27 protein-coding genes are annotated in these 24,061 nt (G+C 70.7%); 18 read left to right on the forward strand and 9 right to left on the reverse strand.

Annotation, left to right across the window (positions count from 1 at the left end; genetic code table 11):
* A partial coding sequence (locus ACFFNX_RS12660; protein WP_378199899.1) for an SGNH/GDSL hydrolase family protein occupies positions 1-866 on the forward strand: 866 nt, incomplete at its 5' end.
* A gap of 160 nt (positions 867-1,026) precedes the next feature.
* Here ACFFNX_RS12660 and ACFFNX_RS12665 read toward each other — a convergent pair.
* Positions 1,027-1,458, reverse strand: a complete 432-nt coding sequence (locus tag ACFFNX_RS12665) for a YbhB/YbcL family Raf kinase inhibitor-like protein (protein ID WP_378199901.1) — start codon at positions 1,456-1,458, stop codon at positions 1,027-1,029.
* 118 nt (positions 1,459-1,576) lie between these two features.
* Complete coding sequence (locus ACFFNX_RS12670) at positions 1,577-2,164, reverse strand: class I SAM-dependent methyltransferase (protein WP_378199972.1); 588 nt, start codon at positions 2,162-2,164, stop codon at positions 1,577-1,579.
* 173 nt (positions 2,165-2,337) lie between these two features.
* Between ACFFNX_RS12670 and ACFFNX_RS12675 the strand changes: the two genes are divergently transcribed.
* Both ACFFNX_RS12675 and ACFFNX_RS12680 read left to right on the forward strand, forming a co-directional pair.
* The gene (locus ACFFNX_RS12675) at positions 2,338-3,195 is read left to right on the forward strand and encodes a sugar phosphate isomerase/epimerase family protein (protein WP_378199904.1); all 858 of its coding nucleotides are present in this window, start codon (positions 2,338-2,340) and stop codon (positions 3,193-3,195) included.
* Between the two features lie 235 nt (positions 3,196-3,430).
* On the forward strand, positions 3,431-4,357 hold the full coding sequence (locus ACFFNX_RS12680) for a proline dehydrogenase family protein (RefSeq protein WP_378199907.1): 927 nt from the start codon (positions 3,431-3,433) through the stop codon (positions 4,355-4,357).
* Between the two features lie 47 nt (positions 4,358-4,404).
* Here the strand turns inward: ACFFNX_RS12680 and ACFFNX_RS12685 are convergent, their stop codons facing one another.
* Positions 4,405-7,671, reverse strand: coding sequence for a S8 family peptidase (locus tag ACFFNX_RS12685; RefSeq protein WP_378199910.1), 3,267 nt, complete (start codon positions 7,669-7,671; stop codon positions 4,405-4,407).
* A gap of 164 nt (positions 7,672-7,835) precedes the next feature.
* On the opposite strand from ACFFNX_RS12685, the gene proC reads away from it, so the two are divergent.
* Together proC and ACFFNX_RS12695 are read left to right on the forward strand one after the other, a co-directional pair.
* Entirely contained in the window at positions 7,836-8,630 is a 795-nt protein-coding gene (proC, locus tag ACFFNX_RS12690) for a pyrroline-5-carboxylate reductase (RefSeq protein WP_378199913.1), read from the forward strand.
* 69 nt (positions 8,631-8,699) lie between these two features.
* A complete protein-coding gene (locus ACFFNX_RS12695) occupies positions 8,700-9,122 on the forward strand; it encodes a hypothetical protein (RefSeq protein ID WP_378199916.1) in 423 nt (140 codons plus the stop codon).
* A 21-nt stretch (positions 9,123-9,143) separates the two neighbouring features.
* On the opposite strand, the gene trpS is transcribed toward ACFFNX_RS12695, so the two are convergent.
* Both trpS and ACFFNX_RS12705 read right to left on the reverse strand, forming a co-directional pair.
* Positions 9,144-10,169: a tryptophan--tRNA ligase gene (gene trpS, locus ACFFNX_RS12700; RefSeq protein ID WP_378199918.1), complete on the reverse strand. Its 1,026-nt coding sequence runs from the start codon at positions 10,167-10,169 to the stop codon at positions 9,144-9,146.
* A 144-nt stretch (positions 10,170-10,313) separates the two neighbouring features.
* Positions 10,314-11,324, reverse strand: a complete 1,011-nt coding sequence (locus tag ACFFNX_RS12705; protein ID WP_378199921.1) for an alpha/beta hydrolase — start codon at positions 11,322-11,324, stop codon at positions 10,314-10,316.
* A gap of 130 nt (positions 11,325-11,454) precedes the next feature.
* Here ACFFNX_RS12705 and ACFFNX_RS12710 point away from each other — a divergent pair, with 130 nt between their 5' ends.
* From ACFFNX_RS12710 to ACFFNX_RS12725, 4 genes are read left to right on the forward strand one after another with little or no spacing between them, the layout of a single operon-like run.
* Entirely contained in the window at positions 11,455-12,132 is a 678-nt protein-coding gene (locus ACFFNX_RS12710) for a FadR/GntR family transcriptional regulator (RefSeq protein ID WP_378199924.1), read from the forward strand.
* Positions 12,129-13,211 carry a CynX/NimT family MFS transporter gene (locus ACFFNX_RS12715; RefSeq protein ID WP_378199927.1) on the forward strand — a complete coding sequence of 361 codons (1,083 nt, stop codon included), beginning with the start codon at positions 12,129-12,131 and terminating at the stop codon, positions 13,209-13,211. Before ACFFNX_RS12710 ends, ACFFNX_RS12715 begins: the two co-directional genes overlap by 4 nt.
* On the forward strand, positions 13,166-13,312 hold the full coding sequence (locus tag ACFFNX_RS12720) for a hypothetical protein (protein ID WP_378199930.1): 147 nt from the start codon (positions 13,166-13,168) through the stop codon (positions 13,310-13,312). Before ACFFNX_RS12715 ends, ACFFNX_RS12720 begins: the two co-directional genes overlap by 46 nt.
* A gap of 41 nt (positions 13,313-13,353) precedes the next feature.
* Entirely contained in the window at positions 13,354-13,872 is a 519-nt protein-coding gene (locus ACFFNX_RS12725; protein WP_378199933.1) for a GNAT family N-acetyltransferase, read from the forward strand.
* A 29-nt stretch (positions 13,873-13,901) separates the two neighbouring features.
* On the opposite strand, the gene ACFFNX_RS12730 is transcribed toward ACFFNX_RS12725, so the two are convergent.
* Complete coding sequence (locus tag ACFFNX_RS12730) at positions 13,902-14,108, reverse strand: DUF1272 domain-containing protein (RefSeq protein ID WP_378199936.1); 207 nt, start codon at positions 14,106-14,108, stop codon at positions 13,902-13,904.
* On the opposite strand from ACFFNX_RS12730, the gene ACFFNX_RS12735 reads away from it, so the two are divergent.
* The 6 genes from ACFFNX_RS12735 (at position 14,107) to ACFFNX_RS12760 (ending at position 18,685) form a co-directional block, all read left to right on the forward strand.
* Positions 14,107-15,294, forward strand: coding sequence for an acetoin utilization protein AcuC (locus ACFFNX_RS12735; protein WP_378199939.1), 1,188 nt, complete (start codon positions 14,107-14,109; stop codon positions 15,292-15,294). The genes ACFFNX_RS12730 and ACFFNX_RS12735 overlap by 2 nt on opposite strands.
* Positions 15,291-16,109, forward strand: a complete 819-nt coding sequence (locus tag ACFFNX_RS12740) for a phosphatase (RefSeq protein WP_378199942.1) — start codon at positions 15,291-15,293, stop codon at positions 16,107-16,109. The genes ACFFNX_RS12735 and ACFFNX_RS12740 overlap by 4 nt, the downstream gene beginning before the upstream one ends.
* Before the next feature lie 108 nt (positions 16,110-16,217).
* Positions 16,218-16,421, forward strand: a complete 204-nt coding sequence (locus tag ACFFNX_RS12745; RefSeq protein ID WP_187233448.1) for a helix-turn-helix domain-containing protein — start codon at positions 16,218-16,220, stop codon at positions 16,419-16,421.
* Positions 16,422-16,552: 131 nt separating this feature from the next.
* Positions 16,553-16,651: a 30S ribosomal protein bS22 gene (locus ACFFNX_RS12750; protein ID WP_012854759.1), complete on the forward strand. Its 99-nt coding sequence runs from the start codon at positions 16,553-16,555 to the stop codon at positions 16,649-16,651.
* A gap of 46 nt (positions 16,652-16,697) precedes the next feature.
* Entirely contained in the window at positions 16,698-17,741 is a 1,044-nt protein-coding gene (locus tag ACFFNX_RS12755) for an NAD-dependent epimerase/dehydratase family protein (RefSeq protein ID WP_378199947.1), read from the forward strand.
* A gap of 104 nt (positions 17,742-17,845) precedes the next feature.
* On the forward strand, positions 17,846-18,685 hold the full coding sequence (locus tag ACFFNX_RS12760; protein ID WP_378199950.1) for a lysophospholipid acyltransferase family protein: 840 nt from the start codon (positions 17,846-17,848) through the stop codon (positions 18,683-18,685).
* Between the two features lie 59 nt (positions 18,686-18,744).
* Here the strand turns inward: ACFFNX_RS12760 and ACFFNX_RS12765 are convergent, their stop codons facing one another.
* Entirely contained in the window at positions 18,745-19,359 is a 615-nt protein-coding gene (locus ACFFNX_RS12765; protein WP_378199954.1) for a TetR/AcrR family transcriptional regulator, read from the reverse strand.
* Between the two features lie 114 nt (positions 19,360-19,473).
* On the opposite strand from ACFFNX_RS12765, the gene ACFFNX_RS12770 reads away from it, so the two are divergent.
* Both ACFFNX_RS12770 and ACFFNX_RS12775 read left to right on the forward strand, forming a co-directional pair.
* Positions 19,474-19,767 carry a hypothetical protein gene (locus ACFFNX_RS12770; RefSeq protein ID WP_378199957.1) on the forward strand — a complete coding sequence of 98 codons (294 nt, stop codon included), beginning with the start codon at positions 19,474-19,476 and terminating at the stop codon, positions 19,765-19,767.
* Positions 19,768-19,825: 58 nt separating this feature from the next.
* A complete protein-coding gene (locus ACFFNX_RS12775) occupies positions 19,826-20,800 on the forward strand; it encodes an aldo/keto reductase (RefSeq protein ID WP_378199960.1) in 975 nt (324 codons plus the stop codon).
* Positions 20,801-20,833: 33 nt separating this feature from the next.
* Here the strand turns inward: ACFFNX_RS12775 and ACFFNX_RS12780 are convergent, their stop codons facing one another.
* Together ACFFNX_RS12780 and ACFFNX_RS12785 are read right to left on the reverse strand one after the other, a co-directional pair.
* Positions 20,834-21,715: an HAD family hydrolase gene (locus ACFFNX_RS12780; protein WP_378199963.1), complete on the reverse strand. Its 882-nt coding sequence runs from the start codon at positions 21,713-21,715 to the stop codon at positions 20,834-20,836.
* A gap of 114 nt (positions 21,716-21,829) precedes the next feature.
* Positions 21,830-22,450 carry a sigma-70 family RNA polymerase sigma factor gene (locus ACFFNX_RS12785; RefSeq protein WP_378199966.1) on the reverse strand — a complete coding sequence of 207 codons (621 nt, stop codon included), beginning with the start codon at positions 22,448-22,450 and terminating at the stop codon, positions 21,830-21,832.
* A 173-nt stretch (positions 22,451-22,623) separates the two neighbouring features.
* On the opposite strand from ACFFNX_RS12785, the gene ACFFNX_RS12790 reads away from it, so the two are divergent.
* Positions 22,624-24,061, forward strand: a 1,438-nt coding sequence (locus ACFFNX_RS12790) for a putative quinol monooxygenase (protein ID WP_378199969.1), incomplete at its 3' end; no start/stop codon positions are given.

Genomic DNA, 24,061 nt, shown 5'->3' on the forward strand with positions numbered 1-24,061 from the left:
CCGCCGACCGCGCAGCCCCGGCCGACGCTGCTGTACGCGCCCGCGCGGCCGAGCGCCCCACCGCGGCGGCTCTGGTCGCCGGCGGGCGGTACGTCGCGATGGGCGACTCATTCACGGCCGGGCCGATGATCCCGCGGCAGAGAGGAAAGCCGTTCGCCTGCCTGCGCTCCGACCACAACTACCCCTCGTTGCTCGCCCGCGCGCTCAGGGCAGGGGAGTTCGCCGACGTCAGCTGTACCGCCGCCACCATCGCGGATCTGTTCCGGCCACAGCACGTCCTCTTCGGCGAGAACCCCGCGCAACTCGCCGCGGTCACCCCCGACACCGCGCTGGTCACGGTGGGCATCGGCGGGAACGACGTCGGGTTCAGCAAGACCTTCTACACATGTGCCGGGCTGAGCCTCACCGCGCCCAAGGGCGCGCCCTGCATGAAGCACTTCGGCACCACGCTCACCGACCGCGTCGCCGCGGCGGCGCCGAGGATCGGCACGGTGATCAGCTCCATCCACGCGCGTGCGCCGCGCGCGGTCGTGGTCGTGGTCGGATACCTGCGGATCCTGCCCTCCGGCACCGGATGCTGGCCGTCGGTGCCGGCGGCCGCCGGAGACGTGCCCTACCTAGACCGGGTCGAACGCTCGCTCAACCACATGCTGGCCGAGGAGGCGCGGCGGGGCGGCGCGCTGTTCGTCGACGACTACCGGGGCAGCACGGGCCACGACATGTGTGCGAGGACACATCGCTGGGTCGAGCCGATCCTGATCAGTCACGCGGCGGCACCGATCCACCCGAACGCCACGGGCATGCGCGTCGTCGCCGACCGTGTCCTGAACACCCTCGCCGCCGCCAGGACCGCCGCCGACCGTTAGGCCCTGCCGGTGCTAGGGCCTGTCTCGGTTGGGTCGTGGGTTTTCCACAGCCGTGCGGGCGGTCTTTCTTTGGCGTGTGGGGTGGCTTGACAATGGAAGTGGGGTCGGCGCCTCTGGGAGGGCGGGGAATGAGTCCCGGCCGGAGGGACTTCGAAAACGTCTAGGCCCGGCTGGTGCCGACGATGATGGCGCGGCCCAGGGTGTGCGGGATCATCGTGATGTTCAGCATCGCCAGGCTCGTGTCCGGGGGAAGGCCGATCGTCTCGACGCCGAGTGCGGTCACGCGGATGAACATCCGGTGTGTCCCGGTGCCGGGCGGTGGTTTCGCGCCGGTGTACGCGCGCACGCCCAAATCGTTGGTCAGTGTCACGCCCCGGTCGGCGGTGCCGTGGGGGAGACCGCCGGCGGTCGCCGGGACGTCCTTCACCGCCCAGTGCCACAGGCCGCCCGGAATCGGGGCGTCGGCATCGAACGCCGTGACGACCAGGCTCTTCGTGCCCTCCGGCAGCGGCCCCCAGGACGGGATCGCAGGCGGCAGGTCGTGACGATCACCGAATCCGGTCGGCGGACCCTGGACGACGAGCGTCGCCACCGGGCGTCCGGCATCGCACGGGCGATCCGCGACGACCTGGACGACGACGAGCGTGAGGTCATTCGCCGGATCCCCGAGGTCCTCGCCAAGCTGCGGCCCTGACCGGGCCGCTCGGCGGTCAGTAACGCCGCCACCACAGGTTGACGGCGTAGTCGATCTCGGTGCCCGGCACCTCGCCGAGGAACGCGGTCGCCAGCTCCTCCGGGAACTCGATCCGCAGCACCGCCTCCAGCGCGGCGCGGTCGGCGAATCGCCAGCTCATGTCGATCGCCGTACGGGAGAAGCCGTGCCGCGTCCAGAACCGCTCCACGGCCGCCGGGTCGTACGACCGCAGCCACCGCCGGAACCAGGAGCCGAACGTCGACCGCGTCGCGTCGTTGTCGATCACGAACGCCGCCCCGCCGCGCCGCATGACCCGGTCCAGCTCGGCCAGCCCCGGCTCGCAGCCAGGGCCGAAGAAGTACGCCCAGCGGGCGTGCGCGACGTCCACGGAGGCGGGTGGCACCGGCAGCGCCTGGGCGGCCCCGACGCGTACGGCCACTCCCGGGGTGCCCGCGACACGCCGACGTGCCGCCGTCGCGAGCGCCTCGTGCGGCTCGACGCCCAGCACCTTCGCGGCCGTACGGGCGAAGCGCGGCAGGTGGAATCCCGTGCCGCAGCCGATGTCGAGCACGGTGGCGCCGTCCCAGCTCCGGACGGCGCGCATGGCCTCCTCGATCCGCCCGTCCGGGTCGGCCGCGAGGTTCTCCAGCTCGTACACGCGTGGGGCGTTCCAGATGTTCGGACTCGCTATGGCTCCGGCGGCGATCACTACTCCACGGTAAACGCGTGGGGGATCCCACAACGTTCTGGGCCGGGGAACGCATAGGCTTGCCGATTGTGGATGAAGTCCTCCAGGTTCCCGACGCGCCGATCGTGCTGTCGACGGCATCCGTCTACCCGGAGAAGACGCCCGCCGCGTTCGAGATCGCCGCGCAACTCGGATACGACGGGCTCGAGGTCATGGTGACAACCGACCCGGCGAGCCAGGACATCGACGTTCTCCGCAGGTTGTCGGACTATCACCAGATCCCCATCCTGTCCGTGCACGCGCCCTGCCTGCTGCTCACCCAGCGGGTCTGGGGCCGCGAGCCGTGGGGCAAGCTGATGCGCTCCAAGGACGCCGCCGAGAAGCTCGGCGCGCGGGTCGTCGTGGTTCATCCTCCGTTCCGCTGGCAGCGGGAGTACGCACGGGAGTTCGAGCAGGGCCTCGCGCGCATGCAGGAGGAGACCGACGTGGTCTTCTCGGTGGAGAACATGTTCCCCGTACGCGCGCGCACGACCGAGGTCGGCATGTACGCCCCGCACTGGAACCCGGTCGACCAGCCGTACCCCAACGTCACCATCGACCTGTCGCACACGGCGGTGTCCGGCTCGGACCCGCTGGCGATGGCCGACGCGCTCGGCGACCGGCTCGCCCACCTGCACCTGGCGGACGGCATCGGCGTCGTCAACCGTGACGAGCACCTCGTGCCCGGCCGCGGTAACCAGCCGGCCGCCGAGATGCTCGAACGCCTCGCCGCGCAGCGCTACACCGGCCAGGTGGTCGTCGAGATCAACACGCGCCGCGCGACCGGCCGGGACCAGCGCATCGACGACCTGGCCGAGTCGCTCGCCTTCACGCGGCTGCACCTGGCGGCCGCCCGCCCGGCCGGCGCCTGGCGGGTCGACTCCGAAGGCGAGGTCTCGCCCTCCTGAGGCGGGCGACCCTCACTCACGTCCGCGGCCCACGCCTCGGCGAGCGGCGCCGTGCGAGAGCATCCTGTTCAGCCCGGCCACGATGACCTCGTCGTCGTTTTTCCACCTCGTCGTCTCCTGCCATGCCGATCGGATCCGCCCGGGGGCAGGGAACACTGTCGGCCGGATGATCTGAAGGCTGGCTTAACCTGGGGGACGATCGGGACGACGTAGTCCCCGTCCGAGAGGGGGAAGGTTGCTCCGCCAGTTCCTCTTGGCCGCCTCGCGCAGCGGCGGCGCCCGCCGGCTCGTCGAGACCGCGCCGTACACCAGAAACGTCGTGACGAGGTTCGTCGCGGGTGAGTCCGTGGCCGACGCCCTCACGGTCGGCGACCGGCTCATCTCCGATGGGCTGCTCATCACCTTCGACCATCTCGGCGAGGACACGGTGGAGACCGCCCAGGCCGAGACCATCACCGGCCGGTACGAGGACCTGCTCACCCGCCTCGCCGCGAGCGGCACCGGCACGCGTGCCGAGGTCTCGGTCAAGCTCACCGCGCTCGGCCAGCTCCTCGACGACGGAGAGAAGATCGCGCTGGAGAACGCCCGGCGGATCTGCGCCGCCGCACGCGACGCCGGGACGACGGTCACCCTCGACATGGAGGACCACACGACGGTCGACTCCACGCTGCGCGTGCTGACCGAACTGCGCGAGGAGTACCCCGGCACCGGGGCGGTCATCCAGGCCTACCTGCGCCGGGCCGAGGAGTACTGCGCGACCCTCGCCGACGAGGGCTCTCGGGTACGGCTGTGCAAGGGCGCCTACAGCGCGCCCGACTCGGTCGCCTTCACCGCCCGCGACGAGATCGACAAGTCCTACGTGCGCTGCCTGAAGGTGCTGATGGCCGGGCGCGGGTACCCGATGCTCGCGACGCACGACCCGCGCCTGATCGAGATCGGCGGCTCGCTGGCCGGCCTGCACGGCCGCGAGCCCGGCGGCTTCGAGTACCAGATGCTGTACGGCATCCGTCCGAACGAACAGCTGCGGCTCGCGCGCCAGGGCGCCCAGGTTCGCGTCTACGTTCCGTACGGCGAGGAGTGGTACGGCTACCTGATGCGCCGTCTGGCCGAGCGCCCCGCCAACCTCGGCTTCTTCCTGCGGTCGCTGGCCTCCAGGTCCTGAAGGCGGACGTGCCGCCCCCGACCGGGGGCGGCACGCTCACGTGAAGGTCAGGCGCCGAAGTAGGCGCGGAGGATCGTCTGGTCGATGACGCCGCCGCCCGAGTCGGTGGCCCGCACCCGCAGCGAGACGGCCTGGCCCTTGCCGGCGTGGGGGAGCGTGGCGGAGTACTTCCCGCCGGTTCCCGTCACGCCGGCCGCCTGCCAGGTGGCACCGTCGTCGAGTGAGGTCCACAGCTTCAGGCCGGTGGCCTTCGCGGCGGCCGCTCCCGCGATCCGGGAGACGGTGAACGTCGCCGTGTCACCGTTCGGGCGGTTGAACAGGTCCAGCGGCAGCCGGTAGTCCACCAGCAGCAGCGGGAGCCGCTCCTCCACCGGCTTGGAGTGGAACGTCCACTCGGTCGAGGTCTTGGTGGAGATCGGCAGGGCCGCGGAGGCGTCCACGTCGTAGCGCAGGCGGTACGTCCCGGCGGTGGCCGGCACGCTGAAGTCGCCGTACGGCTTTTCGGTGCTGCCTTCGAGGGTGCCGTCCGCGTAGAGCTTCATGCTGCGAGTGCTGACGGCGTCCCATTCCGGCATGTCGGTCAGGCAGTCGAAACCGTCCGGCAGGTCCTGCAGGTCCACCAGCTCGACATGGATGTTCCCGCGGCTGCGGGTGCTCGCTCCCGGTGCGCAGCCGCTCGGCGACATGCTCGTCGCGGAGTAGGGCCCCGGCCGGAACGGCTGGCGCACCCACTCGTCGGTCTGGGTGCTGCCCGGTGTGTACTTCCGCGCCGGGAGCTCGGTGACCCAGAGTCCTTGGCCGAGGTTCGGCGGGGCCGCCTCCTCGACCCACTGAAGGCCGGGTTCGGCGCTCACGTAGTCCGTGCGGGTCGAGCCGCCCGGCACCCGACCGTCGCCCTCGGACACCAGGAACCCGGCGGGGTCGATGCCGTACCGTGTCTCGCCGATCGGGTCCTTGGTGTCCCCGTTGATCGTGCCGAACCTCTGGTCGACCCGGGCGAGACTCTTCGGGTCGACCTGGAAGTCCACCGTCGCCGGCACGCTGGAGCCGAGGTCGTGCAGCACATCGTCGACGGTCTTGCCGCCGTCGGTCAGCCGCGCGAACGCGTACGCCCGCAGGGCGCCGGTCCGCGCGGCGGCGATCGGCGCGGTGTAGACGGTCGGCGAGCCGGCGAAGCTGAACACCGAGATGGCCCAGACGTCGTCGCCGAGGGTCCGCTCGAGCTGGAGGCCCTGTGCCGATCCCGTGTCGGGGGTCATCCCCGGCGCCGACACGCGGAGCGGCTTCGCGTGCGAGGCGTCGAGCGGCACCGTCACGTCGCCGTCCACGGTGAGCTCGACGTTCCCGGCGAGGGCCGCGCGTTCCTTGCCCGCCGTCGTGTCGTCGACCTCGCCGAGCACCACGTACCGGCCAGAGGGCACGGTGAGCTTCGCGGTGCCGTCGGCGTCCAGCAGGACGCTGTCGGTGAACAACGTGTAGTCGTCCAGGTCGGAGACGCTGACCCAGCCGCTGAGGGCGCCGTCCGGGGTGTCCGGGAGCGCCGTCGCCTTCACCGTCAGCGTGTGGGTCTCGGGCTCGGCGAACGCGCCGACCGGCGTGCGCAGCGAGACGCCGTTCGCCTGCGCGGTCACGACACCGCTGTACGCGCCGGCCGTCGTGAGGCGTTTCGGGTCGAGTGACAGCGTGACTCCGGCCGACTCGCCGGCCGGCACGTTCACCGTGGCGGGCACGGAGAGGGCGGCGGCGGTCTTTCCGTGCGCGTCGGCGAGCGTCGCGGACAGCCGCAGCGTCACCGGGCTCTTTCCGGTGTTCGTCCAGGTGAGCTGCTTCGTGAGGGCCGTGGTGGACCCGTGCGGGACCGATCCGAACGCCGCGGTCGCCTGGTCGCCGGTGACCGTCGCGGTGGCCGCCGTGCCGATGTCGAGACGGCCGCCGCCGACCTGGTAGACGGTGCCGCTCGTGGCGTCCGCGGTGGAGACGAGCGCGGCCTTGAGCCGGGCGGCGTCCCAGGACGGGTGCTCCTGCAGCAGCGCGGCGGCGGCCCCGGCGACGTGCGGGGTGGCCATCGAGGTGCCGTCGGCGGAGGTGTAGTTCGCGTCGATGATGTGGCCCATCGACGTGCCCGCGGCGCGGGCGGCGACGATGCCGACGCCGGGTGCCGCGATCTCCGGCTTCAGCACCTTGCCGCCGCGGCTGGAGAAGTCGGCGACCCGATCCTGGCCGTCGACGGCGCCGACGGTGAGCGCCGATCCGGCGATGCCGGGCGTCTCGATGCTGTCCGGGGCTCCGTCATTGCCGGCGGCGATGACGAACAGGGCGCCGTCCTTGGCGGTCAGGTCGTCCACGGCCTTGGTCATCGGGTCGTTCGCCGGGTCGTCGGAGTAGCCGCCGAGGCTCATGCTGACGATCGGCGCGTTGGCCGCCGCCCACTCCATGCCGGCGATGATGCCGGACTCCTCGCCGTAGCCGTCGTCGTCCAGCACCTTGCCGATCAGCAGGTCGGCGTCGGGCGACACGCCACGACGCTCGCCGTTCGCGGCGGCGCCGGTGCCCGCGATCGTCGCCGCCACGTGGGTGCCGTGCCCGAAGTGATCGACCGTGTCCGCGGCGTCGGTGAAGTTCTTCTGCTCCGCGATCCGTCCCTTCAGATCGGGGTGGGTCGCGTCGACGCCGGTGTCGAGGACGGCGACCTTGACGCCCTTGCCGGTGGCGCCCGCCTTCCAGGCGGCGGGCGCGCCGATCTGGCCGAGGTTGTGGTCCAGCGCCCGGACGCGGACCGTACGGTCGAGCCAGATGTGGCGCACTCCGGCCTGGAGCGTGGCCTTCGGGGCGAGGGCCTGCTTCTTCGGCTGCCGTACCGCGACGGCGCCGATGCTCGACAGCGTCCGGCCCGCGGCCAGCGCCCGCACTCCGGAGCCGTTCTGCACGATCAGCGGCAGGTACGAGCGGTGCGCGTCATCGTCACCGTCCTTGATCAGCGCGGTGACGTCGAACAGGGCCGGGTCGTACACTTTGCCGATCTTCGACGCGACATCGCCCGGGACGACCTGTACGGTCCCGTCGGGCCGGATGTCCTTGCGGAAGAGCACCGAACGCCGCCCGGGTCCCGGATCCACGGACACGAGCGGCGGCCCGCTCCGCTGGGTGCGCAGGTGCACGACGTCCCCGGTCAGCAGGGTCACCGTGTACGAACGGCCGGCAGACGAGGACGTGGGCGGCGAGGCGGGATGACCGGCGGCCCGCGCGGCGGCCGGCGCCCCGGTGATCACCAGGCCCGTGAGAGCGAGGGCGATACCTGCTCTGGGTCTTCTCATGCGATGTCCATCTCATCGACGACAGTGGTCAAGGAGTATTGGCCGCAAAGCGGGTTTTCTTTCCCCTTGAATTCGGGCGTTCTCGTCCGAGCAGGTGAGGGCCGGTGCGCTCGGCCGGGCTCCGGGCTCGATACGCTTCGTGACGTGACACGAGGGGGACGGAAATGATCGCGATTCTCGGTGCCGGCAAGATGGGCGAGGCGCTCCTGTCCGGCGTTCTGCGCGCCGGCCGGCGCCCCTCCGACCTGGTCGTCACGGTGCGGCGGGAGGAGCGCGGCGTGCTGCTGCGCCAGCGGTACGGCGTCGAGGTCGTCACCAACGCCGAGGCCGCGCGCACCGCGGACACGCTGGTCCTGGCGGTCAAGCCGCAGGACATGGGGACGCTGCTGGACGAGCTGGAGGGCCACCTGAGCACCGGGCGGCTGGTGATCTCGATGGCGGCCGGCATCCCGACCGCGTTCATCGAGGAGCGGTTGCCGGCCGACGTGCCGGTCGTCCGCGTCATGTCCAACACGCCCGTGCACGTCGACGAGGCGATGAGCGTGATCTCGGCCGGCACGCACGCGACGGAGGAGCACCTGAAGCTCGCCGAGGAGCTGCTGTCCCCGGTCGGCAAGGTGCTGCGCATCCCCGAGTCGCTTCAGGACGCCGCGACCGCGCTGTCCGGCAGCGGGCCGGCGTACTTCTACTACCTGGTCGAGGCGATGGTCGACGCGGGCATCCTGCTCGGCATGCCGCGGGCCGCCGCCCTGGAGATGGTGATCCAGTCGGCCGTCGGCGCGGCCGTCATGCTGCGCGACTCCGGCGACCACCCGGTGATGCTGCGCGAGGCGGTCACCTCCCCGGCCGGCACGACCATCTCGGCCATCCGCGAGCTGGAGCGGCACGGCGTACGCGCGGCGGTCATCGAGGCCATCGAGGCCGCACGCGACCGCGGGCGCGAGCTCGGCGGCGGCTGAGTGACACGTCGGCGGGCGGCTTCTCGCCGCCGCGCTGAACCGAACCGGCCCTTCGTCCGTGACCGGGGTATGGGGCTACTCATTCGACTCGCCGTCTTCGCCGGCCTGGCCGTCGACGCGTACGTGCACTTCCACCTGGCCGGAGACACGGGCCAGACCGGCACCATCAGCGAGGGCACGCTGTTCTGGGTCCAGGGCGTGGTCGCCGCGGTGGTGGCGATCCTCGTGCTCGTCCGTCCCCGGCCGGTGCCGTACCTCATCGCGTTCCTGGTCGCGGCCAGCGCGTTCGGCGCCGTGGTGCTCTACCGCTACGTCGACGTCGGCGCGATCGGCCCGCTGCCGGACATGTACGAGCCGATCTGGTACACCGAAAAGGTCGTGACCACTGTTGCGGAGGCCGTCGCCACCGTCGGCGCCGCGATCGGCTTCGCCGTCTCGGTCCGCAGCCGCCGGTCGGCGACGGCCCGCCACGAGCAGCCGGTCAACGTCTGAGCCTCCGGCCGGGCACGGGCTTCAGGCCGCGAGCAGACCCATCGCCTCCTTCGCCGCGACGACGGTGCCGGCCGCGCGCTCGCGTGCGCGTTCCGCGCCGGTGCGGAGGATGCCCTCCAGCTCCGCGGGGTCGGCGGACAGGTCGGCGTAGCGGCGTTGAACGGGTTCGAGCAGGGCGATCACGGCGTCGGCGGTCTCCTTCTTCAGCACGCCGTACGAGCCGGCCGTGAGGTCCGCGATCGGGGTCCCGGTGCAGGCGGACAGGATGGACAGCAGGTTGGACACGCCCGGCTTGGCCTCCGGGTCGTACGCCACGTCGGTGCCCGAGTCGGTCACCGCCCGCATGATCTTGCGGCGGACGACGTCGATCGGGTCGAGCAGGAAGATCGTGCCGGGTGAGTCGATCGACTTGCTCATCTTCGCGGTCGGGTCGGCCAGGTCCATGACCCGCGCCGCGGCCGGGGGATGGACCGCGCGGGGCAGCGTGAACACCGGGCCGTACTTCCGGTTGAAGCGCGTCGCCAGGTCACGGGTCAGCTCCACGTGCTGGGCCTGGTCGGCGCCGACCGGTACGTCGGTGGCCTGGTAGAGCAGGATGTCGGCGGCCATCAGCGCCGGATAGGTCAGCAGCGAAAGGCGCACGGCGGACTGCCGCGCCGACTTCTCCTTGAACTGGATCATCCGCTGCATCTCGCCATAGTGCGCGGTGCTCTCCAGCAGGTACGCCAGCTCGGCGTGGGCCGGAACGTTGCTCTGCAGGAACAGCACACAGCGCGCCGGGTCGATCCCGGCCGCGATCGCCAGCCCGGCCAGCTCGAGCGATTGCTCACGCAGCCGCGCCGGGTCGTGGTCACTGGTGAGGGCGTGCAGGTCCGAGACGCCGTAGACGCAGTCGGCCGTCTCCAGCAGGCGGACCGAGGGGAGCAGCGCGCCGAGCAGATTGCCGAGCGTGGGATGGCCGGAGGGGGTGAACAGACTGAGCACGCGACTCGAGCCTTCGCCCCGTACCGGGGCTGCGTCTTCGACTCGCTCACTGTGTTCGCTCATGGCGACTCCTTCGTGCGGGGGCCGCCCGGCGAGCGCACGAAAAACGGCCGCCGAAGCGGCGACCGTTGGGTGAGTACGAGGACAGAGCGGCCGCCGTCAGGCGGCACGCCAGCTCTGTCGAGGTCCTCGCATGATTGCAGCGTATCAGGCGGCTTCGGTGATCGAGCCCGTGCCGAGCACCCTTCGGATGAAGCGGCTCGCCTCGCGCATCGCGGCGTCCGCCTCGGGGAGAAGCCGGTTGAAGATCTGGAAGACGTGCATCTGCTCCGGCCAGACCTGGAGGTCGTACGGGCTCCCGGCCTCATCGAGCACCTCCGCGAGGGCCTCGGCCTCGGCCCGGAGCACCTCGATGCCGCCGACCTGGATGAGGAAGGGGGGAAGCTCCTCGCTCGGACAGGTCAGCAGGGAGAGGCGGGGGTCCGCCCAGTCGCCCTTCCCGACGTAGAGCCGGCCGAACCGGGTGGCGACGGCCGGGACGATGTAGGGGTCACGGCTGCTCGAGACCGAGGCCATGGCCAGTTCGCCGGTGAGGTCGACCCAGGGGGAGAAGAGCACGACGCCGGCCGGCACCGGCAGGCCCGTACGGCAGGCCTCCGCGGTGAGGGCGGTGGCCAGGTGGCCGCCGGAGGAGTCGCCGGCGATGATGATGCGGTCGGAGGAGAAGCCGCGTGCCAGCAGCAGCCGGTAGGCGTCGAGCACGTCCTCGAAGGCGGCCGGAAAGGGGTGTTCGGGGGCGAGCCGGTAGTCGGGGGCGAGTACCGGAAGGTCTGTGTCCATCGCGAGCCGGGTGGTCATCACGCGGTGGGTGCGGGGGGAGCAGATGGCGTAGCCGCCACCGTGGAGGTAGAGGATCGCGCCTCGTTCAGGCGAGCAGCCGGGGGAGCGCAGCCACTCGCCGCGTACCGGCCGTTCGACGTTCGGATCCTCGACACAGGGATCGATGATCGGCTCGACGCTCACGCGCGGGTCGGCTCGCAGGCAGCGGGAACCGGCTCCCAGCAGCGAGCGCCACAGCCGGATGGTCGCCGATCGGCCCTTGATCCGGCCCGTGAACGGCCTGACCCCGAGACGCACCGCCGTGGTGAGCACGCGGCTCTGCGAGCTCGGGGTCCCCGCGAACGGGGGGATGTTCACTTCTTCCACATAATCCACCACAACCGCCTCCTGACCAGGAGCCACCTACTTACTTAGATGCCCCCACCTTTCGGCTGCTCACGTCACAACATGGTTGAGACATCAGATGTCAGACGTTTAACATGCCTGACATCTGGCATGATCACAAGACGTGACCACACTCGAACCGGTTCCTCGGGCTTCGGCCGTAGAAGCGGTGATCGACCAGATGCAGGGCCAGCTCACGGCGGGAAACTGGTCGGTCGGGGACCGGATCCCGGGCGAGTACGACCTCGCCGCCCGGCTCGCGGTCAGTCGCCCCGCCGTACGCGAGGCGATCCGGGCGCTGAGCCACATCGGCGTGCTGGAGGTCCGCCGGGGCGACGGCACGTACGTGCGCAGCGCGGTCGATCCGCGCCCGCTGCTGCGCCGCGTCGAGCGGTCCACGCTGCGCGACGTCTTCGAGCTCCAGCAGGCCTACGACGTGCAGGCGGCGCGGCTCGCGGCGCGGCGGCGCACCCAGGACGATCTCCTGCGGCTCCGCGCCCTGCTGGAGGACCGGGACGCGGCCCTCGACCCGGGGGAATTCGGCACCGCCGACGCGGCGTTCCACCTCGGCGTCGCGGAAGCCTCGCACAACGCATTACTGGCAGAGGCCTTCCGATACTTCCAGAGCCGGCTGCGCGAGTCCCTGAGCGCGGTCCGGCTGGACCACGAGCTGCCCGACGCCGGGCCCGAGGCACACCACGCGGTGGTCGAGGCGATCACGGAGCGTGACCCGGACGCCGCCGGGCGCGCGGCGGAAGGCATCGTCGTGCCTACTCTCCACGCCCTGGAGGCACTGCTTTGAGGAGACACGTCGGTGTCATCCTGATCGTTCTGGTCGCGCTGAACCTACGGCCCGCCGTCGTGGCGGTCGGACCCCTGCTGCGGCAGATCCAGGACGACCTCGGCCTGTCCGGCACGGCGGCGGGCGCGCTGACGACGCTTCCAGTGTTGTTCTTCGGCTCGTACGGGCTGGTCGCCCCGTTCGTGCGGCGCAGCCCGCGCGGTGAGACGCTGCTGGTCACGAGCATGGTTCTGCTCGTGCTCGCGCTGCTCACCCGCGTGATCCCGCTCCAGGCGACGCTGTTCGGGGGCGCGCTGCTGGCCGGCATCGCGATCAGCATCGGCAACATCGCCGTTCCGGCGATCATCAAGCGCGACCACCCGCAGGCGATCACGACCATCACGGCCCTCTACACCGTCGCGATCACCGTCGGCGCCGCGGTCTCCTCCAGCGTGGTGGTGCCGTTGCAGCACGCGCTGGGGGCGGGCTGGCGGCCGCCGTTGATGCTGCTGGCCATCCCGGCCGCCGTGGCGGCGGTCGCCTGGCTGCCGCGGCTGCGCGGCCCGGCGGCGGCCACGCCACGGCCCGAGGCCGGCTCACCCCAGGTGTGGCGGTCGGCCCTCGCCTGGCAGGTGACCGGCTTCATGGGCCTGCAGTCGCTGCTCGCGTACGTCACCTCGGGCTGGCTGCCCAGCATCTGCCAGGACCGCGGGCTGAGCGAGGCGGCCGGCGGGTACGCGCTGGGCCTGTCGAGCCTGCTCCAGGCGGCCGGGGCCTTCCTGGTGCCGGTGCTCGAACGCCGGCTCCGCGACCAGCGGCCCCTGGTGGCGCTCGCCGTCCTCCTCACCGCGCTCGGGTACGCCGGGTCGATCTGGGCGCCGGCCGGCTCGATCTGGCTGTGGATCATCATCCTCGGCCTCGGCCAGGGCATCGGGTTCGCCACCGCGCTGTCGTTCATCGGCCTGCGGGCCGCCGACGCGCACGTGACCGCGCAGCTCTCGGGAATGGCACAGGGCGTGGGGTACGTCATCGCGGCCCGCTGGCCGTCGGCGCGGTGCACGACGCGACGCACGGCTGGACCGCGCCGGGCGTGCTGGTGATCGCCGTCTCGGTGGTGTTGCTGGTGCCCGGCTTCGGCGCCGGCCGCGACCGCAGGGTCGGCGAGGAGGCCCCGGGGGATCGCCGCACGGCCACCGTGTGATCCTTGGCGACATCGAGCCGCCGTCCCGCGTTGATCAGGGCATGGGAGAACCACTCGAACTGCGCCCGGTGGCCGAGGACGACCTGACCATCCTGGAGCGGCTGACCGCCGATCCGGCCTCGACCGGGGAGTACGCCTGGTTCGGCTGGCGCGACCGGGGCCACTACCGCCGCCGATGGACCGAGAACGGCCTGCTCGGCGAGGACGGCGGCGCGCTCATGGTGTGCCGAGGGGAGGAACGCCTGGGGTTCGTCGCGTGGAGCCGGCGGCAGCCGACCCCGGCGTCGTTCTGCTTCACCATGGGCATCGCGATGCTGCCCGGAGCCCGGGGCAAGGGGTACGGCGCGGAGGCGCACCGCCTGCTGGCCCGTTACCTGTTCGCCCACACGACCGTCCACCGGATCGAGGCCGACACGGAGGTGGACAACATCGCCGAGCAGAAGGCGCTGGAAAAGGCCGGCTTCAGCCGCGAGGGCGTGATGCGGGGCTGCGGCTGGCGGGACGGCGCGTGGCGCGACGGGGTGACCTACGCCATCCTCCGCACCGATCCGCCGGTGTGATCCTCCCGCCGCCCGCAGGACGCGAAGGGTCAGACGCGCGTGGGGCGGCGGGCCAGTTCGCCGCCGCAGTTGGGGCAGGTGTGGGACATCGCGCGAGTGCACGCCCCGCAGAAGGTGCACTCGTAGCTGCAGATGTAGGCCAGCCCGTTGGCGTAGAGCGGCTCTTCGCAGCGTTCGCAGGTGGCGCGCATCTCCAGGCCCATGGCCGCGGAGCCTACCGGTACCGTGACCAACATGGATGAACGGAGCGGGGCCGGTGTCTCGCACGACACGTCGCTGCGGGTCTTCTGGGATGAGCGTCTTACCTCATACGACTTCGGCCCCGAACATCCGATGAACCCCATACGCGTCGAGCTGACCATGGCTCTGGCCCGTGACCTGGGCGTCCTCGACGCGCCCGGGGTCACGGTCGAGGGGTTCGCGCCCGCAGGCGACGACCTGCTGCGGCTCGTCCACGATCCGGACTACATCGAGGCCGTACGTGCCGAGCGGATCGATCCCGCCCGTGGGCTCGGCCTCACCGACAACCCGGTCTTCCCCGGCATGCACGACGCGTCCGCGCTGGTCGCCGGGGCGACCGTGGCCGCCGCGCGCGCCGTCTGGGAGGGCACGGCGACGCACGCCGCCAACATCGCCGGGGGCCTGCACCACGCGATGCGCGGCGCCGCGTCCGGCTTCTGCGTCTACAACGACCCGGCCATCGCGATCGCCTGGCTGCTGGAGCAGGGCGCCACGAAGGTCGCCTACGTCGACGTCGACGTCCACCACGGCGATGGCGTCCAGGCCGCGTTCTACGACGATCCGCGGGTGCTGACGATCAGCCTGCACGAGTCGCCGCGGACCCTGTTCCCCGGCACCGGCCTGCCGCAGGACACCGGCGCCCGGGGCACGGCCGTCAACGTGGCACTGCCGGCCGGCACCGACGACCGGCTCTGGCTCCGTGCCTTCGACGCGGTCGTCCCGCCGCTGCTGCGGGAGTTCGCGCCGCAGATCCTGGTGACCCAGCAGGGATGCGACAGCCACGACCTGGATCCCCTGGCGCACCTGCGGCTGAGCGTCGACGGGCAGCGCGCCGCGTACCACGCGCTGCACCGGCTGGCCCACGAGACCGCCGGCGGTCGCTGGGTCCTCGTCGGCGGCGGCGGATACGCGCTGGTCCAGGTGGTGCCGCGGACATGGACCCACCTGCTCGCCGAGGCGGCCGGGCGGCCCATCGATCCGGCGACGATCACCCCGCCGACCTGGCAGAACTACGTGCGCGACCGCACCGGGGCGCGAGCTCCGGAGCGGATGACCGACGGCGAGGACGTGGAGGTGCGGACGTGGGCGAGCGGCTACGACCCGGGGCATCCGGTGGATCGAGCGGTGATGGCGACGCGGAAGGCGGTGTTCCCCGAGCACGGCCTGGATCCGCTGGAGTGACGGGCCCGGACCCGGCCGCGGTCCCCACCCGTACGGAACTGCGCGAGCACCTGGTGCGCACGCTCATCGCCGGCGACGTGGCCACGCCACGGCAGAACAACCTTCTGCACTACCGGCGGATGGCGGCGGGACGGCCGTACTACCAGTTCGGACTCGCGTTCACTCGCGAATGGACGTTCGATGACATCTTCGCCCTGATGGTAAAAAAATGTGGGATAGATCCCGATACATCACACCTTTACGGCGACGACACGATCGCCCCGGACCTGACGATCGACGCGCTGGAGGAGATGGGGGAGCGGATCGGCGCGGCGGCCGCTCGTGAGGAGACCGTGCTGCTCGCCACCGGACATCCTTCGGGCCTGCTTCCGGTCTATCTCGCACTGGCGCGGGAGCTGGCGGCGCGCGGCTGCCAGGTGATCACTCCGGCGGCCGGCTGGTCGTACGAGGTGAACACGTCCCAGGGTTCGCAGAGTCGCCAGATCCGGTACGTGGAAAGGGTTGCGGTGCTGTCGGACGGCGGAGCGCTGCACCATACACACGACCCACATCCGATGCGAGCGATACTGGAAGAACTAACAGCAAACGCGACACTATGGCCGGATCTGGTCATAGCGGACCATGGCTGGGCCGGCGCGGCCGGACAGGCGGGCGTGCCGACGGTCGGGTTCGCGGACTGCAACGATCCGGCGCTGTTCGCAGGGGAGGCAGAGGGCAAGATCGAGGTAGTGGTGCCGCTGGACGACAACGTGCCGCCGCACTACTACACGCCGCTAACGATGTATCTTTTGGCGCGTTCGGGCCTGATTGGTTGAACTCCCCTCTTGCGACTACAGATTCACGATTTACGCTGGAGAAAGTACACGGCCGTGATCAAAGTCACCGCAAAGGTCTGACGCGCGGCGTGTGGAAGAGGGCGTCCGATGAGCTCAGGCGAGCGACCTCTGAGCGAGGTCAGGTTCCTGACTGTGGCCGAGGTGGCTGCGGTGATGCGGGTGTCCAAGATGACCGTATACCGCCTTGTTCACTCAGGAGAACTACCGGCAATTCGCGTGGGACGTTCGTTCCGCGTACCGGAGCAGGCTGTCCACGACTATCTGCGAGACGCTTACATCGAGGCGGGCTGACCCCCGACCGTGTCGGGGGTCGCCGAGCCCGCGGACGACGGGCGTACTGGCGGCGGTACCCTTGGGCTTCGGGCTGTGCCCGCCAAGGGTGCTGATCGCCTGTTCCCGGACGACCATCGAGTGAGGGTTTCGTGGGCTCTGTCATCAAGAAGCGTCGTAAGCGCATGGCCAAGAAGAAGCACCGCAAGCTGCTGAAGAAGACGCGGGTCCAGCGCCGTAACAAGAAGTGACTTCTCGTTGAGGTAGTCGTAACGGCTGGCGGGCACTGTGTCATCCATGCGTCCCTCGGCGAGCGGATCACCTACCTCGGGTACGGCCCGGGTGGTCCTGGTCACCGGCGTCTCCCGCTTTCTTGGTGCGCGGGTCGCGAACACGCTTCAGGCCGATCCCAACATCGAACGGGTCATCGGCGTGGATACCGTTGCGCCCACGATGCCGCTGGGGCGTACGGAGTTCGTCCGCATCGACATCCGCACGCCGAGCATCGCGAAGATCATTAACGCGGCCGAGGTCGACACGGTCGTGCATCTCCACCTGGTGACGATGGCCTCCACCGCGCGGATGAAGTCCAAGGAGCAGAACGTCATCGGCACGATGCAGCTCTTGGCGGCGTGCCAGCGGTCCCCGGCGATGCGCAGGGTCGTGGTCCGTTCGTCCGCGGCGGTGTACGGCTCGTCCGGGCACGACCCGGCGGTCTTCGGCGAGACCGACGAGCCGGTGCGGCCGCCCGCGTCCGGCTACGCGAAGGACGCGGTCGAGGTCGAGGGGTACGTGCGGGGGCTCGCCCGGCGCCGCTCCGACCTGACCGTGTCCGTGCTGCGCTTCGCCAACTTCCTCGGGCCGCACGTCGACAATCCGCTGAGCCGTTACTTCCGCATGCCGGTGGTGGCGACGGTGCTCGGGTTCGACCCGCGGCTGCAGTTCGTCCACGAGGACGACGGCGTCGAGGTGCTGCGGCGCATGGCGACCGAGGACCATCCTGGCACGTACAACGTGGCCGGTGACGGCGTCGTCCTGCTCTCGCAGGCGCTGCGCCGCGCCGGCCGGCCGACGCTGCCGCTCCCGGCGCCCGCGCTGCAGACGCTGGGCGACGTCGGGCGCCGGTTCGGCGGGCTGAAGGGCTTCTCGCCGGAGCTGCTGCGCTGGCTGACGTACGGCCGGGTGCTCGACACCGCACGCCTGGCGCGAGAGCTCGACTGGCGGCCGAAGTTCAGTTCGGAAGAAGCCTTTACCGATTTCGCGGATTCGCAAGGACTCGGTCATGGTCTGCCCGCCGGCCTTCTCGACCGGTTGGCAGACTCCGTAGGGGGCAAGAGGTGAGTCACGATCCTCTGGAGGAGGCGAGCCCCGCAATGCGGCCAGAAGCGCAGGTAATCCCGCTTAACACCGACGCCGCAGAGCATCTCGTCCGTGAACCGGGGGGGTTGGACCACAAGGTCGCCTCGGCTCTCCAGTTCATCCGTCGGCGGCTGAGCGGTGACTACGAGATCGACGAGTTCGGCTTCGACTCCGAGCTCAACGAGAACGTGCTGCTGCCGCTGCTGCGCCCGTTGTACGAGCGCTGGTTCCGGGTCGAGATGTTCGGCATGGAGCACGTCCCCGACACCGGTCCCGCGCTGGTCGTCGGCAACCACTCCGGCACGCTGCCGATCGACGGCGTCATGCTGCAGGTCGGCCTGCACGACGACCACCCGGCCCACCGCAACCTGCGGCTGCTCGGTGCCGACCTCGTCTACCAGGTCCCGGTGCTCGCCCACCTCGCGCGCAAGAGCGGGCACACGCTCGCGTGCCAGGCCGACGCGTCGCGGCTGCTGGCCCAGGACCAGCTCGTCGGGGTCTTCCCCGAGGGCTTCAAGGGCGTCGGCAAGCCGTTCAGCGAGCGTTACCGGCTCCAGCGGTTCGGCCGGGGCGGGTTCGTGGCCACCGCGCTGCGCGCCCAGGTCCCGATCATCCCGTGCGCCATCGTCGGGGCCGAGGAGATCTATCCCAAGATCGCCGACCTGAAGCCGCTGGCCCGGCTGCTCGGGTTCCCTTACTTCCCGGTGACACCGACCTGGCCGCTCTTCGGCCTGCTCGGCCTGGTGCCGCTGCCCTCGAAGTGGATGATCACCTTCGGCGAGCCGATCCGCACCGATGAGTACGACCCGGCGCAGGCCGATGACCACATGACGGTCTTCAACCTCACCGACCAGGTGCGCGAGACGATCCAGAACATGCTGTACGACCTGCTCCGTCAACGCGGCCCCGCGTTCCTCCGCGCCTGACGTCTCCGGAGCCACGGCGGCCCGGCGCGGAGAATCGATGGTCGATCGCCGCCGGCTGGTCAGCGGCACAGGCTGCGTTCGGCGGTGTCGATCAGCGTCGTCGCGGTCTTCTCGATGGGCAGGCGCCGACCGGTGTACAGCAGGTCGAAGCTGTCGAAGCCCGTCAACAGCCACAACAGGTCGGCGGCCTGGTCGGCGGTGACGTCGGCGCGCAGAGTCTCCTGGTCGGCTAGGCGCCGGGCGAGGTGCGCCATTCCACTCGCCCGGCGGCGTTCGAGTCGCTCGGTCGCCCCGCCGACCGCGGCGGCGTCGAGCAGGGCCATCGAGGACAGCACTCGCAGCACGTCCCGATGAGCCGCGTACATCTTCACGACGCCGCGGATCGCACCGCGCAGGGCCTCACGCGCGTCGGGGTGGGCCGCGGCCTCCAGCATGCGATCGAACCCGCCACGGTCCAGCAGATCGGCCCCGACGGCGTCGAACAACCCGGCGCGTGAGCCGAAGACCAGGTAGACGGTGGGCCGCGCGACGCGAGCCATGCGAGCGATGCGGTCGATGCTGACCGGCTCCGAAGGCACCTCGCGCAACCGCCGGTACACGGCGTCGAGGATGCGGCGCCGTGTCTCCTCGGCCGCCTCCGCCCGCAGGCGCTGCTCGTACTTCCGGGTGGCCAATGGTCACGACTCCAGCATTCGCTTGACAGTGTGTATTCCAGAATACACACTGTCGTATCAATTTGCGGGCGTCCGGGTCGCGAGGGCGCCGATGCCCGACGACAGGGAGCCGTCATGCAGGTGATGTTTCGTTGCAGGGTCAGACCCGATGAGGTCGCGCGCAACCTGGAGTTGCTTCAGGACGTGTACGACGAGATGCGTTCGGTCCGGCCGAAAGGCCTGCGCTACGCGACGTTCCGGCTCGAGGACGGGGTGACGTTCGTGGCCTTCGCCGAGATGGACGCGGGCCCCGAGGTGCTGCGGGAGCTGCGGGCCTTCCAGCGCTACCGCGCGAGCCTCGACGAACGGTGCGATGAACCTCCGGTGCTCACGATGCTGCACGAAGTCGGCTCCTACGGCTTTCGCTGACGCGGCCGGGCGGCGGCGGCTTGACTTAGAGCGCGCTTCAAGGGGCAGCCTGGAGCACATGGAAAAGAGAGCACTGGGCACACAGGGCCTGCGCACCTCGGCGCTCGGCCTGGGATGTATGGGTATGAGCTGGGCGTACGGTGCGCCCGACGATGACGAGTCCATCGCCACCATCCACCGTGCGATCGAGCTCGGCTGTGACTTCCTCGACACCGCCGAGGCGTACGGGCCGTGGACCAACGAGAGGCTGCTCGGCCGTGCGCTGAAGGGGCGCCGCGACGAGGTGGTCATCGCGACCAAGTTCGGCTGGGACTACTCCCCCGACGGTGAGCGGCTCGGCCCGAACAGCCGTCCCGAGCACATCCGCGAGGTGGCCGACCAGCAGCTCGAACGGCTCGGCACCGACCACATCGACCTGCTCTACCAGCACCGGGTCGACCCGGAGGTCCCGATCGAGGATGTCGCCGGCGCGGTCGGCGAGCTGGTCGCGGCCGGGAAGGTGCGCTACTTCGGGCTGTCCGAGGCGTCGGCGGGCATGATCCGGCGGGCGCACGCCGTCTTCCCCGTGTCGGCGCTGCAGACCGAGTACTCCCTGTGGGAGCGGGGGCTGGAGGATGAGATCCTGCCGACGCTGCGGGAGCTGGGCATCGGGCTGGTCCCGTACTCCCCGCTGGGCCGCGGCTTCCTCACCGGCGACGTCCGGCGTGCGGAGGACTACCCGGTCGGCGACTACCGTCGCAATGACCCGCGCTTCCAGGGGGCCAACTTCGACACGAACATGAAGGCGGCCGAGGCGGTACGGGCGATGGCCGACCGCAAGGGCGTGCCGGCGGCGCAGCTCGCGCTGGCGTGGCTGCTGGCCCAGGGCGACGACGTGGTGCCGATCCCGGGTACGAAGAGCCGTAAGCGCCTGGAGGAGAACCTGGCGGCGGCCGACCTCGAGCTGACCGGCGCCGAACTGTCCGAGCTGGAGCTTCCGGTCTCGGGCGCACGCTACCCCGAGGGCATGCTCCGCCTCATCGCGCAGGGCTGACGCGGTTCGAGGGCGTCCCCGCGCGGGGCGCCCTCAGTGTCCGCGGTGGTGGCGGCGGAGCGCCACGCCGGCGGCGACGCCGCCGACCAGCGCGCCGGTGCCGGCCGCGACCGGGAGGGCGACCATGGTGACCTTGCGGCCGGTGCGGAAGTCGTGAATCGGCCAGCCGTGTTCGCGTGCGTGGTCGCGCAGGTCGCCGTCCGGGTTGACCGCGTGAGGGTGGCCGACGGTGGTGAGCATCGGCAGGTCGTTGTAGGAGTCGCTGTACGCCGAGCAGCGGGACAGGTCCAGGCCCTCCTTGCGGGCCAGCGCGCGTACGGCGCCCGCCTTGGCCGGGCCGTGCAGCAGGTGGCCGACCAGGCGACCGGTGTAGACGCCGTCCTCGGTCTCCGCGACCGTGCCGAGCGCGCCGGTCAGGCCCAGACGGTGGGAGATGATGCGGGCCAGCTCGACCGGGGTCGCGGTGACCAGCCACACCTGCTGGCCCGCGTCGAGGTGCTTGAGCGCGAGCGACCGCGTGCCGTGCCAGATACGGTCGGCCATCTTGTCGTCGTAGATCTCCTCGCAGAGGCTGACGAGCTCGTCCACGCTCCGGCCGGCGACGAACGCCAGGGCCGCCTCGCGCGCCGTGGAGATGTGGTCGTCGTTCTCCGCGCCGCGTACGCGGAAGGAGACCTGGCCGAGCGCGAACATCGCCAGGTCGCGGAAGGTGAACAGCTTCCGCGCGGCCAGACCCCGGGCGAAGTGGTAGATCGACGCGCCCCGGATCAGGGTGTTGTCGACGTCGAAGAACGCGGCGGCGTTCGGGTCCGGGACGACCGGCTCGGCGTCGGGCGACGCGGCCGCGGCCGCGGCCTCACCCGCGAGTTCGTCGGCAACCTCGTCGTCATCGCTCCATGGCCACAGTCGACGCATGGAGACGAGACTAACCAGCGTCCGCTCGCGGTGATCCGGCAACCCCGTACGCGGCGCGTCGCGAACCATCACCGTACGTGATCATTGCTGGAGGCTGCCGACCTCAACGTCATCTCACCGGATATCGGCAGGAAAAAGACGGGCCAGGGACCGGGTCGCGCGGTACTGCAACGCCTTGATCGCGCCGGTGTTCTTGCCCATGATCTCGGCGGTCTCGGCGACCGACAGGCCGTGCAGGAAGCGCAGGACCACACACTCGCGCTGCTCGTTGCCCAGCTCCCGTACGGCCGAGAACAACGCCCGGTGGGTGAAGGAGTCGAGTACCGCGCGTTCGGGGCCCTCCTCCCAGCGATCGGGCTCCAGGGGCTCGGCCGTGCAGACCTCGAGGCGGTGGCGGCTCGACTTGAAGTGGTCCAGCACGAGGTTGCGGGCGATCGTCACGAGCCACGCGCCGAAGTCCTTGCCCTGCCAGGTGAACAGGTTGATGCGCCGGAACGCCCGCAGGAACGTCTCGCTCGCCAGGTCCTCCGCGAGGGCGTGCGCGCCCACGCGGTAGTAGACGAAGCGGTAGATCGTGTCGGCGTACCGGTCATAGAGCACGCCGAAGGCCTCGGGGTCGCCGGCGCGGGCCCGGAGGACGAGGTCGCGCAGTTCGGCGTGGGCGGCCTCGGACGGCCGCTGGTCTTGGGGGGTGTGACGCGCGTGGTCAGGCACGTCGAGGGTAAGGCTGCGCATGCAGTCCTCCTCGGGAATGGTGCGACCACGGGGCGTGTCGGAACATGCTAGATACTGGTGAGTAAGCTGGCAATGGTGATGTGCGAGTAAACAGCGGGCTTTATCCGCTCTTTGCATATATGCCGTGGCTCTTCGTTACCCGTCCGGCCGTGTGATCGGGCACCATGGGGGCGATGGTCAACGTCGTTCTGGCGCTTCTGGCGACCCTCGCGGCCCTCGGAGGCGCCGGGTTGCTGATCAAGCACACCCTGCCAGAGCGACGTATGCACCTGTTCGCGTGGTGCGGCACCCTTCTGGCCCTGGGGATCGCGCTCGCCTCGATGACCATCGGCTACGCGGCGGGCTTCGGGCCGGCGCTGTTGCGGTGCACGGAGCTGTTCGGGTCGCTGATCGCGCCGCTGACGCTGGCGCTGGGCGTCGTCGAACTGATCGCGCGAACGGTACAGGCGCGGTTCGCCGCGCGGCTCATCGCGGCGTCGTACGTGATCGTCGCCGTCGTCATCATCCTGCTCGACCCGATCGTCGGCACCTTCGGCAAGAGCATGCCGAAGGTGTCCGGCCACTACTCATCGCTGCCCGGCCTGGTGCTCGACGGAGCGCACCTCTTCGCCGTCGTCTCCCTGGTCTCCTGCGTCGCGGTCACCGCGGTGCGCGGCAACAGGCGTGACCGGCAGGCGGCCGAGATCATGCCGACCCTCGCCATGGTCGCGCTCGCCGGGGTGCTCACGGTCGCCGCGATGCGCAGTTACCTGCCCGGACCGCTGGCGCCTCTGGCGCTCGGCGGATCCGCCGCCCTTGTGTGGTTCGGCGCCACCCGGCTTCCGCCGGGCGGCCCACCCGCCCCCGACGATGAAGAACCGGAGCCGTACGAGGAAATGTCGCGCCACCAGCAGCCCTACGACGACGGGCAGTACAACTCCGGACGGCGCCGCGGCAGGCGACGCCAGCAGGGCGGTTATGACACCGGCGGTTATGACGCGGAGGGTTATGACGCCAACGGTTATGACACAGGTGGTCATGACGCCGGTGGATATGACACGGGCGGTTATGAGGCCGGTGGATATGACGCCGGCGGTTATGACACTGGGGGATATGACACCGGCGGATATGACAGAAGTGGTTTTGACACGGGCGGGTACGCCCGGCCCCGGCGCGAGGGGCAGCCGTCCTTCGCCCCGCCGGCCGGGGCGCCGGGACGTGCCCCGCAGGCCCCGTCCGCCATGGGCCAGTACGGCCGGATCATGATCTACACGCTCGTCGAAGGACACGGAGACGCCTTCGACCGGCTCACCGCCGAGGTCGCCCACGCCGTACGCCAGGCCGAGCCGGGCACCCTCGTCTACGCCTGCCACACCGTGGACAACTCGCCGAACCAGCGGCTGTTCTATCAGCTCTTCCGCGACGCCAACGCGGTCGAGGCGCACACCCGCCAACCCCACGTCCAGCGGTTCGCCCGCGAGGCGCGGGCGCATGTCAGCGCGACCAACGTCCTGGAACTGACCGTCAGCGCGGGCAGCCTCGCCGCTCTCGCCGGAGCCGGTGGACCTGTCGGCTCCGGTGGACCCGTCGCAGCGGGAGCGCCCGGCGGGCATGGCGGCGGGCCGGGCGGAC

Source organism: Actinoallomurus acaciae, from assembly GCF_042429965.1.
In the GTDB taxonomy this organism is placed as follows: Bacteria; Actinomycetota; Actinomycetes; order Streptosporangiales; family Streptosporangiaceae; genus Actinoallomurus; species Actinoallomurus acaciae.

What these genes read in the sequence shown, in the direction of transcription:
- proC (WP_378199913.1), top strand. Translation starts at nt 7,836, where the DNA reads ATGATCGCGATTCTCGGTGCCGGCAAGATGGGCGAGGCGCTCCTGTCC.
- ACFFNX_RS12695 (WP_378199916.1), top strand. Translation starts at nt 8,700, where the DNA reads ATGGGGCTACTCATTCGACTCGCCGTCTTCGCCGGCCTGGCCGTCGAC.
- ACFFNX_RS12785 (WP_378199966.1), bottom strand. Translation starts at nt 22,450, where the DNA reads ATGCGCAGCCTTACCCTCGACGTGCCTGACCACGCGCGTCACACCCCC.
- ACFFNX_RS12730 (WP_378199936.1), bottom strand. Translation starts at nt 14,108, where the DNA reads ATGTTGGTCACGGTACCGGTAGGCTCCGCGGCCATGGGCCTGGAGATG.
- ACFFNX_RS12670 (WP_378199972.1), bottom strand. Translation starts at nt 2,164, where the DNA reads ATGCGCGCCGTCCGGAGCTGGGACGGCGCCACCGTGCTCGACATCGGC.
- ACFFNX_RS12755 (WP_378199947.1), top strand. Translation starts at nt 16,698, where the DNA reads ATGCGTCCCTCGGCGAGCGGATCACCTACCTCGGGTACGGCCCGGGTG.
- ACFFNX_RS12725 (WP_378199933.1), top strand. Translation starts at nt 13,354, where the DNA reads ATGGGAGAACCACTCGAACTGCGCCCGGTGGCCGAGGACGACCTGACC.
- trpS (WP_378199918.1), bottom strand. Translation starts at nt 10,169, where the DNA reads ATGAGCGAACACAGTGAGCGAGTCGAAGACGCAGCCCCGGTACGGGGC.
- ACFFNX_RS12745 (WP_187233448.1), top strand. Translation starts at nt 16,218, where the DNA reads ATGAGCTCAGGCGAGCGACCTCTGAGCGAGGTCAGGTTCCTGACTGTG.
- ACFFNX_RS12770 (WP_378199957.1), top strand. Translation starts at nt 19,474, where the DNA reads ATGCAGGTGATGTTTCGTTGCAGGGTCAGACCCGATGAGGTCGCGCGC.
- ACFFNX_RS12735 (WP_378199939.1), top strand. Translation starts at nt 14,107, where the DNA reads ATGGATGAACGGAGCGGGGCCGGTGTCTCGCACGACACGTCGCTGCGG.
- ACFFNX_RS12685 (WP_378199910.1), bottom strand. Translation starts at nt 7,671, where the DNA reads ATGAGAAGACCCAGAGCAGGTATCGCCCTCGCTCTCACGGGCCTGGTG.
- ACFFNX_RS12775 (WP_378199960.1), top strand. Translation starts at nt 19,826, where the DNA reads ATGGAAAAGAGAGCACTGGGCACACAGGGCCTGCGCACCTCGGCGCTC.
- ACFFNX_RS12780 (WP_378199963.1), bottom strand. Translation starts at nt 21,715, where the DNA reads ATGCGTCGACTGTGGCCATGGAGCGATGACGACGAGGTTGCCGACGAA.